Origin of the sequence: Enterobacter cloacae complex sp. SHL009, from assembly GCF_049237205.1 — a bacterium.
GTDB classification, from domain to species: Bacteria; Pseudomonadota; Gammaproteobacteria; order Enterobacterales; family Enterobacteriaceae; genus Enterobacter; species Enterobacter cloacae_M.
In genome coordinates this window covers 84,565-102,741 of sequence record NZ_JBMKIW010000007.1, presented here as the reverse complement: position 1 = coordinate 102,741, position 18,177 = coordinate 84,565, and the positions used below count along the sequence as shown (strand labels likewise).

The following is an 18,177-nucleotide window of genomic DNA, read 5'->3' as shown; positions in this document are numbered from 1 at the left end:
TTTATAACGAAAGGACCCCCAAGCATACCCTAAAAGGGGCAATTGGTATAACCATTGTTAAAAATAAACAAAAAATTAACAATTAATTATCAATAAAAAGACATCTAAAAAACGAAAAATCAAACTCTCGTATGCTGAATCGTTTAATGAAAAATAGCGTTTTGGAGTGGGAGCCAATAATTTCCAAATCCTATCCCGCACAAATCAACAAATATTTTTTTTGCGGTTGGCGGCTATTTCACCGTTATAATTTCAGTTAGTGATTACAACGGGAAATAACCTTTCGCATTTTTCTTCAGGTCATCTGCGTTTTACGCAACGCCATGAAATCGAGCAGACCTCCGATCAGGATCCCGGCGATAGCCAGCAGGGCGCCTGCGTCCAGCAGAAGGGCTTCGAAAGGGAGTACCAGAGAGGTGCTGGCATTGATAATAAGCACCACAAGCCAGAGCGCCAGAGCGATACAGCCCGCCATTAACAGACGTAGCGCAAAACGGTAAGCGCGGCGATATTCGGTGCGCGGCATAAAATGTTCTGTCCGCTGGGTATATTCAAGCGTCTGACGGCAGACCAGCAGCAATAAAATTCCCGGCACGGCAGCCACGACCGAGAAGAGATAAAATGTTGGCCAGCCATGGGCTTCCACAAACCAGCCGGCAATCGGGCCAACGTAAACACGCCCAACGGCGGAGAGCGCCGAGAGCAGCGCGAACTGGGTAGCGGAAAACGACTTGTTGCACAGGGTCATCAGCAGGGCGACAAACGCCGCGGTTCCCATGCCGCCGCAGAGGTTTTCGAAGAACACCGCCGCGGCCATGCTGATCGTATGTTTGTCGGTAATCGACAGCAGCCAGTAGCCTGCGTTAGAGGCACCCTGAAGGATGCCGAAAATCAGCAGCGCGCGAAACAGCGTCAGGCGCTGCATCAATACGCCACCATAAAGCGCGCCGACGATGGTCGCAAACAGCCCCAGCGTTTTATTCACCACGCCGACTTCACCGGCGTCAAAGCCGACGCCCCGGATCAGGAAGGTGGTGGTGAGGCTCATGGCAAAGGCATCGCCCAGCTTATAAAGGACGATAAGCAGCAGGATCAGCCAGGCGTTGTTGCGGCCAAAGAAGTCACGGAGCGGTTCGGCGACGGCCTGCTCCAGCGAGCGGGGAACCGGGATGACGTCACTCGGTTCGGGCGCGAACAGCGTCGCGATAATGCAGGGGATCAGCAGGGCGGCCATCAGCCAGTACATGCCCTGCCAGCCGAGGTAACGATCGGCGAGCCACAGCGCCAGCCCGCCGGAGACCAGCATCCCGAGGCGATAGCCCAGCACGCTGATTGCCGCACCGGCGCCGCGCTCTTCCGCAGGTAACACGTCCGTCTTCCAGGCGTCGAACACGATATCCTGAGAGGCGGAACAGAAGGCAATCACCACCGCAAGCGCGGCCATCCAGCGAAGCTGGGTGGTGGGTTCAAGAAATCCCATCGCCGCAATAGCCAGCAGCAGCAGGATCTGCGTCATCACTAACCAGCCGCGTCGACGCCCGAGGAAAGGCGGCGTATAGCGATCCATGACCGGAGACCACAGGAACTTAAAGACATAGGCCTGGCCGACAAGCGAGAAGAAACCGATGGTTTTAAGATCTATGTTATCAACCGTCATCCACGCCTGAAGCGTGCCGGAAGTGAGTGCGAGGGGTAAACCCGAGGCGAAGCCGAGGATCAGCAGGATAGCTGATTTCGGTTGCTGGAAAATGCGTAAGTAGTGGCTGGACATGTTCTTATAAAACTGACCCGGTGATACACCGGGTCAGAGAGCGGGATTAACGCGCGTTCTGCTTGATAAAGTCGTGAATACTGGTGTCCTGCGCCATATCGGCAATGGTGTCGGTCAGCACGCTGTTCACGGCGTTAGCAATGTTCTGGTTAGAAGCCTGGAAGGCACCTTCAACAGAATAGCTGGCGCGGTAGTTTTTGGTCATCTTGTTGCCATTCTTCGCGGTGGCAATGATGGCGATATCCGCTTTGGTCGCGATGTTGTAGCGCACGTTGCCCTGTGACACGTCAGCGTACAGGTTGTTCACGATGATCTGCAGATCGACCGCGCCGCTTGGGCCAATCATGTAGCCGCGAGCGGTCATCTGTTTCTCCAGCACTTCCTGGAGCAGGAAGCGCAGGTCGCGGGACGCGGTGAGGGTAACCTGCTGGTTATCGCGGGTCACTTTTGCCAGCGCCTGATCCTGACGCTGATCGGCACCGTTAATGCTCACGGTGACGCCCATCAAGCTTGGGTCCTGCTGAGGCAGGGTGATTTTTGGTGAGACATCAATAGTGGTTGGCGGAGTAGCGCAGCCTGCCAGCATAAAAAGGGCTACCAACGGAAAGAAGAGTTTTTTTAACATTTTCGGGTTCTCAACGAATCGTAAGCATATAAAGAGAAAAATTGCCGCCATCATAACATCGCCAACGGCGAGGGGAAGTGGTCAACGCATGTAAATTCATCGCCTTGTCCGAAAACTGACCAGTTCACCGTTTTTCCCAATCCGTGTATGACAAAACGTATGAGTCTCACAGTGAACTTCATTCGTTTGAATGAGAAAATCAGACGAAAGCTAAATATTTGTTGTCAAGGTGTAATGGAAACGGTAAAAGCGGCTAACATTTAAAGGGATGGGTGACATCCTGGCGTTGTCGGAGGAGTAATTTCATGATGATACGTGAGCATATAGAAGATAAATTAAGGGCAGCGTTCAACCCTGTGTTCCTCGAAGTCGTCGACGAAAGCTATCGTCATAACGTGCCGGCAGGTTCTGAAAGCCACTTTAAAGTGGTTCTGGTTAGCGATCGCTTCACGGGAGAACGTTTCCTGAATCGACACCGCTTGATCTACAGCACCTTGACGGAAGAACTCTCCACGACCGTGCATGCGCTGGCACTGCATACCTACACCATTAAGGAATGGGAAGGCCTGCAGGATACGGTTTTCGCATCGCCTCCCTGTCGCGGTGCAGGCACTATCGCCTGATAAATCGGATTTGCAACGGCTGGAGCTTTTCCAGTATGTTGCTTACAGATTTCCTCAAAACGGCCTCCGGGCCGTTTTGTTTTGTTTGAGTTTTGAGCGGATGGTGCGATTTTAAGGCTAAAAATAGCCTTAAAGTGTGAAAAAAGCCGCAGCAACATGCCCCAACCGTTCTCGACTCACCTAAGTGATGCCGCTATAATGCCGCGTCTTATTGAATGTCTTCGGGATGATTCTGGCGACAGGGAATGTGGATCTGCACTAAGAGAGCATCCCGGTATAACAGACAGATTCAGAGTTGACCGAGCACTGTGATTTTTTTGAGGTAACAAGATGCAAGTTTCAGTTGAAACCACTCAAGGCCTTGGCCGCCGTGTAACGATTACTATCGCTGCTGACAGCATCGAAACTGCTGTGAAAAGCGAGCTGGTCAACGTAGCAAAAAAAGTACGTATTGACGGCTTCCGCAAGGGCAAAGTACCAATGAATGTTGTTGCTCAGCGTTATGGCGCTTCCGTGCGTCAGGATGTGCTGGGTGAACTGATGAGCCGTAACTTTATCGATGCGATCATCAAAGAAAAAATCAATCCGGCCGGTGCGCCGAACTACGTTCCAGGCGAATACAAACTGGGCGAAGACTTCACCTACTCCGTAGAGTTCGAAGTGTACCCGGAAGTTGAGCTGAAAGGTCTGGAATCTATCGAAGTTGAAAAACCAGTTGTTTCCGTGACTGACGAAGACGTTGACGCCATGCTGGATACCCTGCGCAAGCAGCAGGCGAACTGGAAAGAGAAAGAAGGCGCTGTTGACGCTGAAGACCGTGTCACCATCGACTTCACCGGTTCTGTAGACGGCGAAGAGTTCGAAGGCGGTAAAGCGTCTGACTTCGTACTGGCAATGGGCCAAGGGCGTATGATCCCAGGCTTCGAAGACGGTATCAAAGGCCACAAGGCTGGCGAAGAGTTCACTATCGACGTGACCTTCCCGGAAGAATACCACGCTGAAAACCTGAAAGGGAAAGCAGCGAAGTTCGTTATCAACCTGAAGAAAGTTGAAGAGCGCGAACTGCCAGAACTGACTGAAGAATTCATCAAGCGTTTCGGCGTGGAAGATGGTTCCGTAGCGGGTCTGCGTACCGAAGTGCGTAAGAACATGGAACGCGAACTGAACGGCGCGGTGCGTAACCGTGTGAAATCTCAGGCGATCGAAGGTCTGGTTAAAGCCAACGAAATCGACGTTCCAACTGCCCTGATCGACAGCGAAATCGACGTTCTGCGCCGTCAGGCTGCACAGCGTTTCGGTGGCAACCAGCAGCAAGCGATGGAACTGCCGCGCGAGCTGTTCGAAGAGCAAGCGAAACGCCGCGTTGTTGTTGGCCTGCTGCTGGGCGAAGTGATTCGTACCCACGAGCTGAAAGCTGACGAAGAGCGTGTGAAAGGCCTGATCGAAGAGATGGCTTCTGCATACGAAGATCCATCAGAAGTGATCGAGTTCTACGGTAAGAACAAAGAGCTGATGGACAACATGCGCAATGTTGCCCTGGAAGAGCAGGCTGTTGAAGCGGTACTGGCGAAAGCGAAAGTGACCGAAAAAGCGACCTCTTTCAACGAACTGATGAACCAGCAGGCGTAATTTCGCCCCAACGGTTTAAAGTTTGAACAGAAAACCCGTTGCCTTGCGGCAGCGGGTTTTTTTTATCGCAGCGATAGCCCAGGAAGAGTGCTAAAACGCCCTTTCGGTGTTAGCGTAACAACAAAAGGTTGTTATGCTTGAAATAGGGCACTGTGAACCCCATAAGTACGTAATCATGATGAATGAGACTGGCTGATAATCCGTCCGTAAGGTTACAATCAGTACAGCAGGTGTTTTCAATTTTGATCCAGGAGACGGAAATGTCATACAGTGGCGAACGAGATAACTTTGCACCCCATATGGCTCTGGTGCCAATGGTTATTGAACAGACCTCACGTGGTGAGCGTTCTTTTGATATCTATTCCCGTCTGCTCAAGGAACGCGTTATCTTTCTGACCGGCCAGGTGGAAGACCACATGGCTAACCTGATCGTGGCGCAGATGCTGTTTCTGGAAGCGGAAAACCCGGAAAAAGACATTTACCTGTACATTAACTCCCCGGGTGGCGTGATTACAGCAGGTATGTCCATTTATGACACCATGCAATTCATCAAGCCTGATGTAAGCACTATCTGTATGGGTCAGGCTGCATCTATGGGCGCGTTCCTGTTAACAGCAGGGGCGAAAGGTAAGCGTTTCTGCTTGCCAAATTCCCGCGTGATGATTCACCAGCCGCTGGGCGGTTACCAGGGGCAGGCGACGGATATCGAAATCCACGCCCGCGAAATTCTGAAAGTAAAAGCGCGCATGAATGAACTTATGGCGCAGCATACGGGTCAACCACTCGAGCAGATCGAGCGTGATACCGAGCGCGATCGCTTCCTCTCTGCTCCAGAGGCAGTTGAGTACGGCTTAGTCGACTCCGTGTTGACCCATCGTAATTGATGCCCGTGACGCGAGTGTGCCGCTATACTAAGGTAGGGCGGCACGCTGCTGATTGCAGCTTGCGTCTTAGAATGGCATTTGCGTCGTCATGTGCGGCACAAAGAACTTAAAAAGAGGTTTGGACTCATGACAGATAAACGCAAAGATGGTTCGGGCAAACTGCTGTACTGCTCTTTTTGCGGCAAAAGCCAGCATGAAGTGCGTAAACTGATTGCCGGGCCGTCCGTGTATATCTGCGACGAATGTGTCGATTTATGTAACGACATCATTCGCGAAGAGATTAAAGAAGTCGCACCGCACCGTGAGCGCAGCGCGCTGCCAACGCCGCATGAAATTCGTCATCACCTTGACGACTACGTCATCGGACAGGAGCAGGCCAAGAAAGTGCTGGCAGTAGCGGTCTACAACCACTACAAACGTCTGCGTAACGGCGACACCAGCAATGGCGTAGAACTGGGTAAAAGTAACATTCTGCTGATCGGCCCAACCGGTTCCGGTAAAACGCTGCTGGCTGAAACTCTGGCGCGCCTGCTTGATGTTCCGTTCACGATGGCGGATGCCACCACCCTGACCGAGGCCGGTTATGTGGGTGAGGACGTCGAAAACATCATCCAGAAACTGCTGCAGAAGTGCGATTACGACGTACAGAAAGCGCAGCGCGGGATTGTTTACATCGATGAGATCGACAAGATCTCCCGTAAATCAGACAACCCGTCCATTACCCGTGACGTATCGGGTGAAGGCGTACAGCAGGCACTGCTGAAACTGATTGAAGGTACGGTTGCCGCCGTTCCGCCACAGGGTGGTCGTAAACATCCGCAGCAGGAGTTCCTGCAGGTTGATACCTCCAAGATCCTGTTCATCTGTGGCGGTGCGTTTGCTGGTCTGGACAAAGTCATCTCCCACCGTGTTGAAACCGGCTCCGGCATTGGTTTTGGCGCAACGGTGAAATCGACGTCCGAAAAACCAAACGAAGGCGAACTGCTGTCTCAGGTTGAACCGGAAGATCTGATCAAATTCGGTCTGATCCCTGAATTCATCGGCCGTCTGCCGGTTGTGGCAACGCTGAATGAGCTGAGCGAAGACGCGCTGATCCAGATCCTGAAAGAGCCGAAAAATGCGCTGACCAAGCAGTATCAGGCGCTGTTCAATCTGGAAGGCGTTGATCTGGAATTCCGTGACGAAGCGCTGGATGCTATTGCCAAGAAAGCGATGGTCCGTAAAACCGGTGCTCGTGGTCTGCGTTCAATTGTTGAAGCAGCACTGCTCGACACCATGTACGATCTGCCGTCGATGGAAGACGTTGAGAAAGTGGTGATTGACGAGTCCGTTATTAGCGGTCAAACCAAGCCGCTGCTGATTTACGGCAAACCGGAAGCGCAGCAGGCATCTGGCGAATAATTCACCAAATCATACAAGCAGTTAATCAAAAAGGGGGGATTTTATCTCCCCTTTACTTTTTCCGTATTCATAGCGTTGAATGTGTGGGAAACATCCCCATATACTGGATACATGTTAATGGTTATGTGAAGCACAGTGACATGACCAGCTTACCTGGCGGACACTAACTAAGAGAGAGCTCTATGAATCCTGAGCGTTCTGAACGCATTGAAATCCCCGTATTGCCGTTGCGCGATGTGGTGGTTTATCCGCACATGGTCATACCCTTATTTGTAGGGCGGGAAAAATCTATCCGTTGCCTCGAAGCCGCCATGGATCATGATAAAAAAATCATGCTGGTGGCGCAGAAAGAAGCATCAACGGATGAGCCGGGTGTAAACGATCTTTTCACCGTCGGGACCGTGGCCTCTATTTTGCAGATGCTGAAGCTGCCTGACGGCACCGTGAAGGTGCTGGTAGAAGGCCTGCAGCGTGCGCGTATTACCACTCTGTCAGACGACGGCGAACACTTCTCTGCCAAGGCAGAGTACCTTGATTCGCCTGAACTTGATGAGCGCGAGCAGGAAGTACTGGTTCGCACCGCGATTAGCCAGTTTGAAGGCTACATCAAGCTGAACAAGAAAATCCCACCAGAAGTGCTGACGTCGCTGAACAGCATCGACGATCCTGCGCGCCTGGCGGACACCATCGCTGCCCATATGCCGCTGAAGCTGGCTGACAAGCAGTCCGTGCTGGAAATGTCCGACGTCAACGAACGTCTGGAATACCTGATGGCGATGATGGAGTCTGAAATCGATCTGCTGCAGGTTGAGAAGCGCATTCGCAACCGCGTGAAAAAGCAGATGGAGAAATCTCAGCGTGAGTACTATCTGAATGAGCAAATGAAGGCCATTCAGAAAGAACTGGGCGAGATGGACGACGCGCCGGACGAAAACGAAGCCCTGAAGCGTAAGATCGACGCGGCGAAGATGCCGAAAGAGGCGAAAGAGAAGGCCGAAGCAGAACTGCAGAAGCTGAAAATGATGTCTCCAATGTCGGCTGAAGCGACCGTTGTACGCGGCTACATTGAGTGGATGGTGCAGGTTCCGTGGAACGCCCGCAGCAAGGTCAAAAAAGATCTGCGTCAGGCACAGGAAATCCTGGATACCGACCACTATGGCCTGGAACGCGTGAAAGACCGCATTCTTGAGTACCTCGCGGTACAAAGCCGTGTAAACAAAATTAAAGGCCCAATTCTGTGCCTGGTAGGACCGCCGGGGGTGGGTAAAACCTCTCTGGGTCAGTCCATCGCCAAAGCGACCGGACGCAAGTATATCCGTATGGCGCTGGGTGGCGTACGCGATGAAGCGGAAATCCGCGGTCACCGCCGTACCTACATCGGTTCTATGCCGGGTAAACTGATCCAGAAGATGGCGAAAGTGGGGGTTAAAAACCCGCTGTTCCTGCTCGATGAGATCGACAAGATGTCGTCGGACATGCGCGGTGACCCTGCATCTGCACTGCTGGAAGTGCTTGATCCAGAACAGAACGTGGCGTTCAGCGATCACTACCTGGAAGTGGACTACGACCTGAGCGATGTGATGTTCGTGGCGACCTCCAACTCCATGAACATTCCGGCCCCGCTGCTGGACCGTATGGAAGTGATTCGTCTCTCCGGTTATACCGAAGATGAGAAGCTGAACATCGCTAAGCAGCACCTGCTGCCGAAACAGATTGAGCGTAACGCGCTGAAATCCAACGAGCTGACCGTCGAGGACAGCGCGATTATTGGCATCATTCGCTACTACACTCGCGAAGCGGGCGTGCGTAGCCTTGAGCGTGAAATCTCTAAACTGTGTCGTAAAGCGGTGAAACAGCTGCTGCTGGATAAGAGCCTGAAACACATTGTGATTAACGGCGACAATCTGCATGCGTACCTGGGCGTTCAGCGCTTTGACTACGGTCGCGCGGACAACGAAAACCGCGTTGGTCAGGTAACTGGCCTGGCATGGACGGAAGTGGGCGGCGATCTGCTGACCATCGAAACCGCCTGCGTGCCGGGCAAAGGCAAGCTGACCTACACCGGCTCGCTGGGTGAAGTGATGCAGGAATCCATCCAGGCGGCGCTGACCGTGGTGCGCGCGCGCGCGGAGAAACTGGGTATCAACCCGGATTTCTACGAAAAACGCGACATCCACGTGCACGTTCCTGAAGGGGCGACGCCGAAAGATGGCCCAAGCGCGGGTATTGCCATGTGTACCGCTCTGGTTTCCTGCCTGACTGGGAACCCGGTGCGTGCCGATGTGGCAATGACTGGTGAAATTACGCTGCGTGGCCAGGTTCTGCCGATTGGTGGTTTAAAAGAAAAACTGCTGGCGGCACACCGCGGTGGGATCAAAACCGTATTGATCCCTTACGAAAATAAACGCGATCTGGAAGAGATTCCGGACAACGTGATTGCCGATCTGCAGATCCATCCTGTGAAGCGAATTGAGGAAGTTCTCAGTCTCGCATTGCAGAATGAACCCTCCGGAATGCAGGTTGTAACCGCAAAATAGTGACCTCGCGCAAAGAGCGTCAATAAAAACAAGGCTGGTAAGTCATTTCGCACTTGCCAGCCTTTTTTTGTATAGCTAATTTAGATTGCTGATTATGTCAGCCATCAACAACGGGTGTTGTAAGGTCATGGCAGGCCTGATATAACTGCTGCGCGGTCGCGTTGTGAAGGATTCAGGCGCGATATAAATTATAAAGAGAGGAAGAGAACAGTGAATAAATCTCAACTGATTGACAAAATTGCTGCGGGTGCTGATATTTCTAAAGCTGCAGCTGGACGTGCGTTAGATGCTTTAATTGCTTCTGTTACTGAATCTCTGCAGGCTGGGGACGACGTTGCACTGGTAGGTTTCGGTACTTTTGCTGTTAAAGAGCGTGCTGCCCGTACTGGCCGCAACCCTCAGACCGGTAAAGAGATCACCATTGCTGCTGCTAAAGTGCCGGGTTTCCGTGCAGGTAAAGCGCTGAAAGACGCAGTAAACTGATTGCTTTCCCGTTTCAGGGAAGCCGGAAAGTACAAGGGCGCATCATTTGATGTGCCTTTTTTGTTTGTCCAGACCTGATTTGTGCGAGTTTATGCGAGTTGTGGGCTGACAATCGCCCCGTTTTCTTGTCACAATACGCCTTCACGCGCGACGGGCAGGATTTTCCGTCAGCGTCAGGTAACCAGTCACCTACAGCGGAGTGTTGTTACACCATGATGGACAGCTTACGCACGGCTGCTAACAGTCTCGTGCTCAAGATTATTTTCGGTATCATTATCGTGTCGTTCATATTGACCGGCGTGAGCAGTTACCTTATTGGCGGTGGCGCAAACTATGCCGCAAAAGTGAATGGCCAGGAAATCAGCCGTGGTCAGTTCGAGAATGCTTTTGCCGGTGAACGTAACCGTATGCAGCAACAGCTGGGCGACCAATTCTCTGAACTGGCAGCGAACGAAGGGTACATGAAGACCCTGCGCCAACAGACGCTGAACCGTCTTATCGACGAAGCGCTGCTTGATCAGTATGCCAAAAAACTGGGCCTTGGCATCAGTGATGAGCAGGTGAAAAAAGCCATCTTTTCCACTCAAGCCTTCCAGTCTAACGGTAAATTCGACAACGCGCGTTACAACAGCATCGTCAATCAGATGGGGATGACGGCCGACCAGTACGCTCAGGCGCTGCGTAACCAGCTGACCACCCAGCAGCTTATCAATGCCGTTGTGGGCACCGATTTCATGCTCAAAGGTGAAACGGACGAACTGGCCGCGCTGGTGGCGCAGCAGCGTGTTGTACGCGAAGCGACCATTGATGTGAACGCCCTGGCGGCGAAACAGCAGGTGAGCGATGCTGACGTTAACGCTTACTACGAGCAGAATAAGAACTCCTTTGTTTCTCCAGAGCAGTTCCGCGTGAGCTATATCAAGCTGGATGCGGCCGCGCTGCAGGAAACCGCGTCTGATGCTGAAATCCAGTCTTACTACGATCAGCATCAGGATCAGTTCACTCAGCCGCAGCGTAACCGCTACAGCGTGATTCAGACGAAAACTGAGGCCGATGCTAAAGCGGCGCTGGATGAGCTGAACAAAGGCGCTGATTTCGCGACCGTTGCGAAAGCGAAATCCACCGACATTATCTCTGCGAAAAACGGCGGTGATATGGGCTGGCTAGAAGACGCGACCACCCCTGACGAGCTGAAAAATGCCGGTCTGAAAGAGAAAGGTCAGCTTTCAGGCGTTATTAAGTCTTCCGTTGGTTTCCTGGTCGTGCGTCTGGACGACATCACTGCGGCGAAAACCAAGCCGCTGGCTGACGTTCGCGATGATATCGCGGCGAAAGTGAAACAGGAAAAAGCGCTGGATGCCTATTACGCGCTGCAGCAGAAGGTGAGCGATGCTGCCAGCAACGACAACGAATCTCTGGCAGGTGCAGAGCAGGCGGCGGGCGTGAAGGCGGTTGAAACGGGCTGGTTTGGTCGTGACAACCTTCCGGAAGAGCTGAACTTTAAACCGGTTTCTGATGCTATCTTCAACGGTGGTCTGGTGGGTGAGAACGGCACGCCGGGCAGTAACTCTGACATCATTACCGTCGACGGCGATCGTGCGTTTGTGTTGCGCGTCAGCGAACACAAGCCAGAAGCGGTCAAACCGCTGGCGGAAGTGAAGGATCAGGTTATCGCTCAGGTTAAGCACAACAAAGCGGAACAGCAGGCGAAACTGGATGCTGAGAAGATTTTGTCCGATCTGAAAGCGGGTAAAGAAGACGCGCTGAAAGCGGCTGGCCTGAGCTTCGGTGAAGCGAAAACGCTGAGCCGTACCGGCCAGGACCCAATCAGCCAGGCCGCGTTTGGTCTGACGCTGCCTGCCAAGGACAAGCCAAGCTTCGGCACCACCACCGATGCACAGGGTAACGTCGTTCTGCTGGCGCTGGATGAAGTGAAAGCCGGTACCCTGCCAGAAGCGCAGAAGAAAGCGATGGTTCAGGGAATTACCCAGAACAATGCCCAGATTGCCTTCGAAGCCATGATGAGTAACCTGCGTAAAGAAGCCAAAATCAAGCTGGGTGATGTAATGACTCAGCAGCAGTAATTACGTGTCTGCTCGCAGATTTTCGTAACGCTCTGCAAAAACTAAAGGCCGCTTTCGCGGCCTTTTCCATTTCTGCAATCTGCTGTTTGTGCCGGTTTTAACTCGCGGCTATCGTGACGTGGCTGTCAACAAACAAGGAGATAACAGCATGAAATGTGGAATCAAAGCACTGTTAATTACGCTGGCTATTGCCACCACCGGGATGAGTGCGGGTGCGATGGCGTCGGCCCCCGCCGCCAAAACACAAGCTACCCAGAGCAAGTCCGACGCGGCAGCGCCGGTGCAAGGGCAAACCAAAGCGACAGACGCTGGTAAAAATGCGGATGATGACGGTACGCGGGTCAGTATCAATTCAGCCTCAGCGGAAGATCTCGCCCGCGCGATGAATGGCGTGGGCCTGAAAAAAGCGCAGGCCATCGTCAGCTACCGCGAAGAGTATGGTCCTTTCAAAACGGTCGACGATCTCAAGCAGGTGCCGGGCATGGGCAGCGCGCTGGTTGAGCGCAACCTCTCACACCTGACGTTGTAATTACGCAATTTCTTGCACTGCGGCAAAATTTTGCCAGGATAAAGAGGTCATACCAGTTATGACCTCTCTTCCTACAATAACAGTAAAGGCTATTGCGCTATGCAGACAAAAATCAAAGTACGCGGTTTTCATCTCGACGTTTATCAGCATGTGAACAATGCTCGCTATCTTGAGTTTCTTGAAGAAGCGCGCTGGGACGGGCTGGAAAATAGCGAAAGCTTTCAGTGGCTGACCGCGCACAACATCGCGTTTGTGGTCGTCAATATCAACATCAACTACCGCCGTCCGGCCGTGCTGGGTGATGTGCTCACGGTGACAAGCCAGGTGCAGCAAATCAATGGCAAAAGCGGGGTGTTAAGCCAGGTGGTGACGCTCGATCCAGAAGGGCAGGTGGTGGCTGATGCGTTGATCACCTTTGTCTGTATCGATCTGAAAACGCAGAAAGCGCTGCCGCTGGAAGGGGAGTTGCGTGAAAAGCTGGAGTTGATGATCGCGTAAGACTTGTTAAGGCGTACTCGTGCTGTCGACACCCGTTTTGTGACAGCACGGTCAAGTAGCCCTATTTTAGGCCGGTCTTTTTCTGCATCGCGGCCATCACGCCGGATTTATCGGCAAGATAGTGGTTCAGCCCGTTAGCGCGCAGATTACAGGCCGCACACTGGCCGCAACCGTCGCCTTTGATACCGTTATAGCAGGTGAGCGTTTCGCTGCGAACAAGGTCCAGCTTGCCCCAGTAGTCCGCCAGCGCCCAGGTTTCGGCTTTATCCAGCCACATGAGCGGAGTTTCAAAGCGCGTCTCTTTCGCCATCCCCAGATTAACGGCGTGATTTAACGCTTTCACGAACTCATCACGGCAGTCCGGGTAGCCGGAGAAGTCGGTCTCGCACACGCCTGTGATCACCGCTTCGGCCTTTACCTGATAGGCGTAGATCGCCGTCAGGGTCAGGAAGAGGATATTACGGCCCGGCACGAAGGTATTTGGAATGCCGCTGGCATCGGGTTCATAGTCTGGCACAGGAATACTGTCGCGGGTGAGGCTGCTCACGGCCAGTTCATTTAACAGCGTAACGTCCAGCACCTTGTGCGCGCGTGCGCCCAGTTTCAGGGCTAGTTCACGAGCAACGTCGATCTCAGCGCGATGACGCTGACCATAATCGAAAGTGACACAGTGAACTTCATCGTACTGATGAAGGGCCTGGACCAGGCAGGTAGTAGAGTCTTGTCCTCCGCTGAACACTACGACGGCACGTTTCATAAATCATCTCGACTGTTACGGTAAAAACGTTATGTTACCGTCTGACCACGACGGCGACCAGCTTCTTCACGAGTTGGGAGCGGCAGCCAGGCTTCGGTAAAGTCAAACCAGCCGCGGGTGTTGAGGCGTATACCATTCACGCCAGGCGGAGCACTGATTTGGTATTGATAATTAAAGAGTGGCGTAAGCACCGCACTCTCCATTAGCCGGTTAAAGATGGCTTGCAGCCCCGCGTGTCTATCCTGAGCCTCGGCCTGTGTCTGTACCGCATCCAGCGTGGCTTGCAGATGAGCGTAAGCCGGAGCGCTAAGAACGTGCGGCCAGAGGGCATCGCAGCGCAGCCACTGTTCAAGCGTATATTCCGGCGCTTCGCCAATCAGCCTGTCCCCCATCATGATGTCTGCATCGGCAAGCTCCAGGCATCCGTCCCACGTCTTGGCGTCGTGAAAGATGACGGTCAGTTCACACCCCTGTAGCGCCAGGTATGCCTTCAACTGGCTGGCCATGGTGTGAAGCTCAACAGGGAGATGGTAAACCAGCGTCAACGCTTCAGGGAGGGGTACGTCCGATAAATCAGGCCATTCGGGGATGGTCCACCCGGGAAGCAGTTCCTGGGTGGGCGTGATGAGCCCTTCGTTTAGCGGAAGTGTGTGAAGAAGCCTGGAGAGATGAATGATATTGATAAGCCGCTTTGCCTGGATCTCACTCAGGCGCACGCTCTGTTTAAGCGTGAGGTAGCAGAACCCCAGGCTGGTGCTGCTGCTTACCAGCCGCAGACTTTCCAGCTCGTCGGCCTCGCCGATCGCGATTTGCACCGGGTGACGACAGCTGGTGCCCAGGCTGTAATCAAAAAGCTGGGGAGTGATCCAGTATTCGATGGCTTTGAGCAGCGAATGGCTCAGGTGATACTGCTCATGGCTTTCCAGACGAACCAGGTCGGGCTCAAAAGCGGCCAGCCGAAAGGGGCCACTGCCAACCGCAGGATGGTCGGGATGCGCCAGACGGCTACAGTAGGTTGCCAGCCTGTGCGGCAGCCAGTAGTCCGGTTGATGCAGTGTAAACGTCAGACACTGAGGATGCGTTGTTTCAATACATAAGACGCTCTGAAACAGAGTGCGCAGGGCAGGAAGCGTCAACAGCGCTGTCAGACTTCGCTGGAGTTGTGCCGTTTCTATTTTATCGCCGTTATGCCAGTGCAGGGTGGAGCGAATGTAGAAATGCCAACGCAGGCCGTCAGCAGAGACATCCCAGTGATGCGCCAGATCGCCCGCGGGTTCACTGCTGTTACCGTTAAAACGCGTCAGGCCTGAAAACACCTGTCCCGCAAGATGCTGCTCTGCCCGGCCCGGTAAAAAACCCGGCTGAAGCGGCTCCAGAGAGCGATAGTAGGGGATGCGCAGCGTCGGCGTGTCGTTTTGCCACTGCCCGCCCAAAAAAGGATGAAGTAATGACCGCAGCGCTTCAGGGGCCAGCTGGGCCAGTTCCAGCGCGTTATGCTGCTGCCCGCTTTTCAGCGCCTCTTCCATCATCGCATTACGCAGTGACTCCGGGGCGACATGGAACGTTAGCTCACCGCGCTTACCGCGGCCAGACTGCGCTCGCCAGCTGAGCCAGCCCGCCTCCTGGGCCTGGTGCAGCAGGGTTCGGACATGCCGCTCGCTACAAAAACAGCGGGCGGCCAGCTCGCTGATGGTGACCTGTTGCGTTGCACCCTGAGAAGGCTGCCAGAGGCGGTGATACTGGTTGAGTCGATTGAGCTGGCGCATAAAAAACCCGGAACAATAATTTTCATCTATTCACTATTACTTCCGTATATCTCACACGATACTGTTGCACAAGTTAACCGCATCACATTTCGGGAGTAATCATGGCTCGGCTCGCTGTATTTGATATGGACGGTACGCTGTTAATGCCGGATCACCGTTTAGGGGAAAAAACCCTGAACACGCTGAAGCGCCTGCGCGAGCGTGATGTCACCCTGACGTTTGCCACCGGGCGCCATGTGCTGGAGATGCGCCACCTGCTGGGCGCGTTCTCCCTCGACGCTTTTCTGATCACCGGCAACGGGACGCGAATTCACTCCGTAGAAGGGGATGTGCTGCACCGGCAGGATCTCAACCCGGAAGTTGCGGATATCGTGCTGCACAGCACCTGGGACACGCAGGCCAGCGTCCACGTCTTTAACGATCGCGGCTGGTTCACCGGAAGCGAAATCCCGGAATTATTGCATGCGCATGTTTACAGCGGTTTCAAATACCAGCTTATCGATCTGCGTCGGATCCCCGCCCATGCGGTAACCAAGATCTGCTTCTGCGGCGATCATGACGATCTGTGCCGCTTAAGGATTCAGCTGAATGAGGCGCTGGGCGACCGGGCGCATCTGACCTTCTCGGCGGTAGATTGTCTGGAAGTGCTGCCGGTGGGCTGTAACAAAGGCTCCGCTCTGGCGGTGCTGAGCGACCACCTTGGCTTAACGCTGCAGGAGTGTATGGCGTTTGGTGACGCCATGAACGACCGCGAAATGCTCGGTAGCGTAGGTCGCGGTCTGATCATGGGGAATGCGATGGCGCAGCTGAAAGCAGAACTTCCCCATCTGCCGGTTATTGGCCACTGCCGCAATGAAGCAGTGTCCCATTTTTTGACGCATTGGCTGGACAACAACAATCTCCCGTATTCCCCCGAATAGTGAGACCCTTCCAGCAAGCCAGACTTCGGTCTGGCTTTTTTTATTTCACCAGGTCTGCAATCTGCGCTTTCCACGGGGCGATATCGCCGATGTTGGCCTGCACCCACTCTGCGTTGTAGTAGGTATCGAGATAACGCTCGCCGCTGTCGCACAGCAGCGTGACGATGGAACCGGTGCGGCCCTCTTCGCGCATACGGGCGGCAAGCTGCAGTGCGCCCCACATATTTGTGCCCGTCGATGCGCCCACCTTGCGGCCCAGCTGCGTCTCCAGCCAGTGAGCAGTGGCCACGCTGGCGGCATCCGGCACGCGCATCATCTCGTCCACCACATCGGGGATGAAAGAGGGCTCGACGCGCGGACGGCCAATGCCTTCAATTTTGCTGCCTACCGGGCTGCGCAGGCCAGCATCGCGGTTTTGCCAGTAGTCGAGGAACACGGAGTTCTGCGGGTCAACCACCATCAGCTGGGTATCGTAGCCCTGACAGCGGATGTAGCGTCCGATCGTGGCTGACGTGCCGCCGGTACCGGCGCTCATGACAATGTAGGACGGAACCGGATGCGGTTCGTGGGTCATCTGGCGGAAAATGCTGTCGGCAATGTTGTTATTCCCGCGCCAGTCCGTCGCGCGCTCGGCGAAGGTGAACTGGTCCATATAGTGGCCGTTCAGCTCGCGGGCCAGCATTTCGGAGGCGGCGTAGATTTCGCAGGCGCTTTCCACAAAGTGGCAGCGTCCGCCGTAAAATTCGATCTGTTCGATTTTGCGTTTTGCGGTGCAGGACGGCATCACCGCGATAAACGGCAGACCCAGCAGGCGGGCGAAATAGGCTTCGGACACCGCCGTTGAACCGGACGAAGATTCAATAATAGTGGTGCCTTCTTTAATCCAGCCGTTACATAAACCGTATAAAAACAGCGAACGCGCCAGGCGATGCTTCAGGCTGCCGGTGGGATGAGTGCTTTCATCTTTCAGATAGAGCTGAATGCCGTCAAATCCCGGCAGGGAAAGGCGAATCAGATGCGTATCCGCCGAGCGCTGATAGTCGGCATTGATTTCGCTGATCGCATGTTTAACCCAGGTGCTATTCATCATCGTTATCCGTTTGTCATTTTGTGCCTAGGATAGCGAAAAGCACAGAAAAAATTGTTGCTATCTGGCCTTTAAAATAGAATGAAGAGAGAAAAATTTTCTCTGTGAGGTGGGTATGCTAGATAAAATTGACCGCAAGCTCCTTTCATTGCTGCAAAATGACTGTACCCTCTCTTTGCAGGCGCTGGCAGATGCCGTTAATCTGACCACCACTCCGTGCTGGAAGCGCCTTAAGAAGCTGGAAGATGACGGCATTCTTCTGGGGCGCGTCGCGTTGTTAGATCCCGAAAAGCTGGGGCTTGGGCTGACGGCATTTGTGCTGATAAAAACCCAGCATCACAGCAGCGAGTGGTATTGCCGCTTCGTTACTCAGGTGTCTGAGATGCCCGAGGTGCTCGGTTTCTGGCGTATGGCCGGAGAGTATGATTACCTGATGCGCGTCCAGGTGGCCGACATGAAGCGCTATGATGATTTCTACAAGCGGCTGGTGAACAGCGTACCGGGTTTGTCGGACGTCACCTCAAGCTTTGCCATGGAACAGATTAAATACACCACAGCATTACCCATTGAATAACTTCGTAAA

The 18,177-nt window shown here is 53.6% G+C and carries 16 protein-coding genes; 11 read left to right on the top strand and 5 right to left on the bottom strand.

The features are described 5' to 3' along the window. Positions 1 to 295 precede the first annotated feature (295 nt). Positions 296 to 1,771, bottom strand: coding sequence for a muropeptide MFS transporter AmpG (gene ampG / locus ACOTZC_RS16505; RefSeq protein ID WP_047173811.1), 1,476 nt, complete (start codon positions 1,769 to 1,771; stop codon positions 296 to 298). 46 nt (positions 1,772 to 1,817) lie between these two features. Further along, a complete protein-coding gene (locus ACOTZC_RS16500; protein ID WP_023310568.1) occupies positions 1,818 to 2,396 on the bottom strand; it encodes a lipoprotein in 579 nt (192 codons plus the stop codon). A 305-nt stretch (positions 2,397 to 2,701) separates the two neighbouring features. On the opposite strand from ACOTZC_RS16500, the gene bolA reads away from it, so the two are divergent. The 9 genes from bolA to ACOTZC_RS16455 all read left to right on the top strand — a co-directional run bounded on the left by bolA (position 2,702) and on the right by ACOTZC_RS16455 (position 13,064). After that, entirely contained in the window at positions 2,702 to 3,019 is a 318-nt protein-coding gene (bolA, locus tag ACOTZC_RS16495; RefSeq protein WP_021241655.1) for a transcriptional regulator BolA, read from the top strand. A 330-nt stretch (positions 3,020 to 3,349) separates the two neighbouring features. Further along, positions 3,350 to 4,648, top strand: coding sequence for a trigger factor (gene tig / locus ACOTZC_RS16490; RefSeq protein WP_126302957.1), 1,299 nt, complete (start codon positions 3,350 to 3,352; stop codon positions 4,646 to 4,648). Between the two features lie 260 nt (positions 4,649 to 4,908). After that, entirely contained in the window at positions 4,909 to 5,532 is a 624-nt protein-coding gene (clpP, locus tag ACOTZC_RS16485; RefSeq protein WP_010428105.1) for an ATP-dependent Clp endopeptidase proteolytic subunit ClpP, read from the top strand. A gap of 126 nt (positions 5,533 to 5,658) precedes the next feature. Then, positions 5,659 to 6,933: an ATP-dependent protease ATP-binding subunit ClpX gene (clpX, locus tag ACOTZC_RS16480; RefSeq protein WP_023310570.1), complete on the top strand. Its 1,275-nt coding sequence runs from the start codon at positions 5,659 to 5,661 to the stop codon at positions 6,931 to 6,933. A 182-nt stretch (positions 6,934 to 7,115) separates the two neighbouring features. Continuing rightward, positions 7,116 to 9,470, top strand: coding sequence for an endopeptidase La (lon, locus tag ACOTZC_RS16475; RefSeq protein WP_045400678.1), 2,355 nt, complete (start codon positions 7,116 to 7,118; stop codon positions 9,468 to 9,470). 210 nt (positions 9,471 to 9,680) lie between these two features. After that, on the top strand, positions 9,681 to 9,953 hold the full coding sequence (hupB, locus tag ACOTZC_RS16470) for a nucleoid-associated protein HU-beta (RefSeq protein WP_002444653.1): 273 nt from the start codon (positions 9,681 to 9,683) through the stop codon (positions 9,951 to 9,953). Between the two features lie 212 nt (positions 9,954 to 10,165). Further along, on the top strand, positions 10,166 to 12,037 hold the full coding sequence (gene ppiD / locus ACOTZC_RS16465) for a peptidylprolyl isomerase (RefSeq protein ID WP_023310572.1): 1,872 nt from the start codon (positions 10,166 to 10,168) through the stop codon (positions 12,035 to 12,037). A gap of 148 nt (positions 12,038 to 12,185) precedes the next feature. Continuing rightward, the gene (locus tag ACOTZC_RS16460; RefSeq protein WP_045400681.1) at positions 12,186 to 12,566 is read left to right on the top strand and encodes a helix-hairpin-helix domain-containing protein; all 381 of its coding nucleotides are present in this window, start codon (positions 12,186 to 12,188) and stop codon (positions 12,564 to 12,566) included. A gap of 99 nt (positions 12,567 to 12,665) precedes the next feature. Continuing rightward, the gene (locus ACOTZC_RS16455) at positions 12,666 to 13,064 is read left to right on the top strand and encodes a YbgC/FadM family acyl-CoA thioesterase (protein WP_024906822.1); all 399 of its coding nucleotides are present in this window, start codon (positions 12,666 to 12,668) and stop codon (positions 13,062 to 13,064) included. A 61-nt stretch (positions 13,065 to 13,125) separates the two neighbouring features. Here ACOTZC_RS16455 and queC read toward each other — a convergent pair whose 3' ends face one another. Continuing rightward, positions 13,126 to 13,821 (bottom strand): 7-cyano-7-deazaguanine synthase QueC, encoded by a 696-nt coding sequence (gene queC / locus ACOTZC_RS16450; RefSeq protein ID WP_023310577.1) that lies wholly within the window; start codon positions 13,819 to 13,821, stop codon positions 13,126 to 13,128. A gap of 29 nt (positions 13,822 to 13,850) precedes the next feature. Continuing rightward, on the bottom strand, positions 13,851 to 15,587 hold the full coding sequence (locus ACOTZC_RS16445) for an SgrR family transcriptional regulator (RefSeq protein WP_248161555.1): 1,737 nt from the start codon (positions 15,585 to 15,587) through the stop codon (positions 13,851 to 13,853). A gap of 101 nt (positions 15,588 to 15,688) precedes the next feature. On the opposite strand from ACOTZC_RS16445, the gene cof reads away from it, so the two are divergent. Continuing rightward, positions 15,689 to 16,507 (top strand): HMP-PP phosphatase, encoded by an 819-nt coding sequence (gene cof, locus ACOTZC_RS16440; protein WP_126302955.1) that lies wholly within the window; start codon positions 15,689 to 15,691, stop codon positions 16,505 to 16,507. Between the two features lie 40 nt (positions 16,508 to 16,547). Here the strand turns inward: cof and ACOTZC_RS16435 are convergent, their stop codons facing one another. Beyond that, positions 16,548 to 17,597, bottom strand: a complete 1,050-nt coding sequence (locus ACOTZC_RS16435) for a PLP-dependent cysteine synthase family protein (protein ID WP_230122637.1) — start codon at positions 17,595 to 17,597, stop codon at positions 16,548 to 16,550. Between the two features lie 112 nt (positions 17,598 to 17,709). On the opposite strand from ACOTZC_RS16435, the gene ACOTZC_RS16430 reads away from it, so the two are divergent. Beyond that, the gene (locus ACOTZC_RS16430) at positions 17,710 to 18,168 is read left to right on the top strand and encodes an Lrp/AsnC family transcriptional regulator (RefSeq protein WP_023310581.1); all 459 of its coding nucleotides are present in this window, start codon (positions 17,710 to 17,712) and stop codon (positions 18,166 to 18,168) included. Positions 18,169 to 18,177 lie beyond the last annotated feature (9 nt).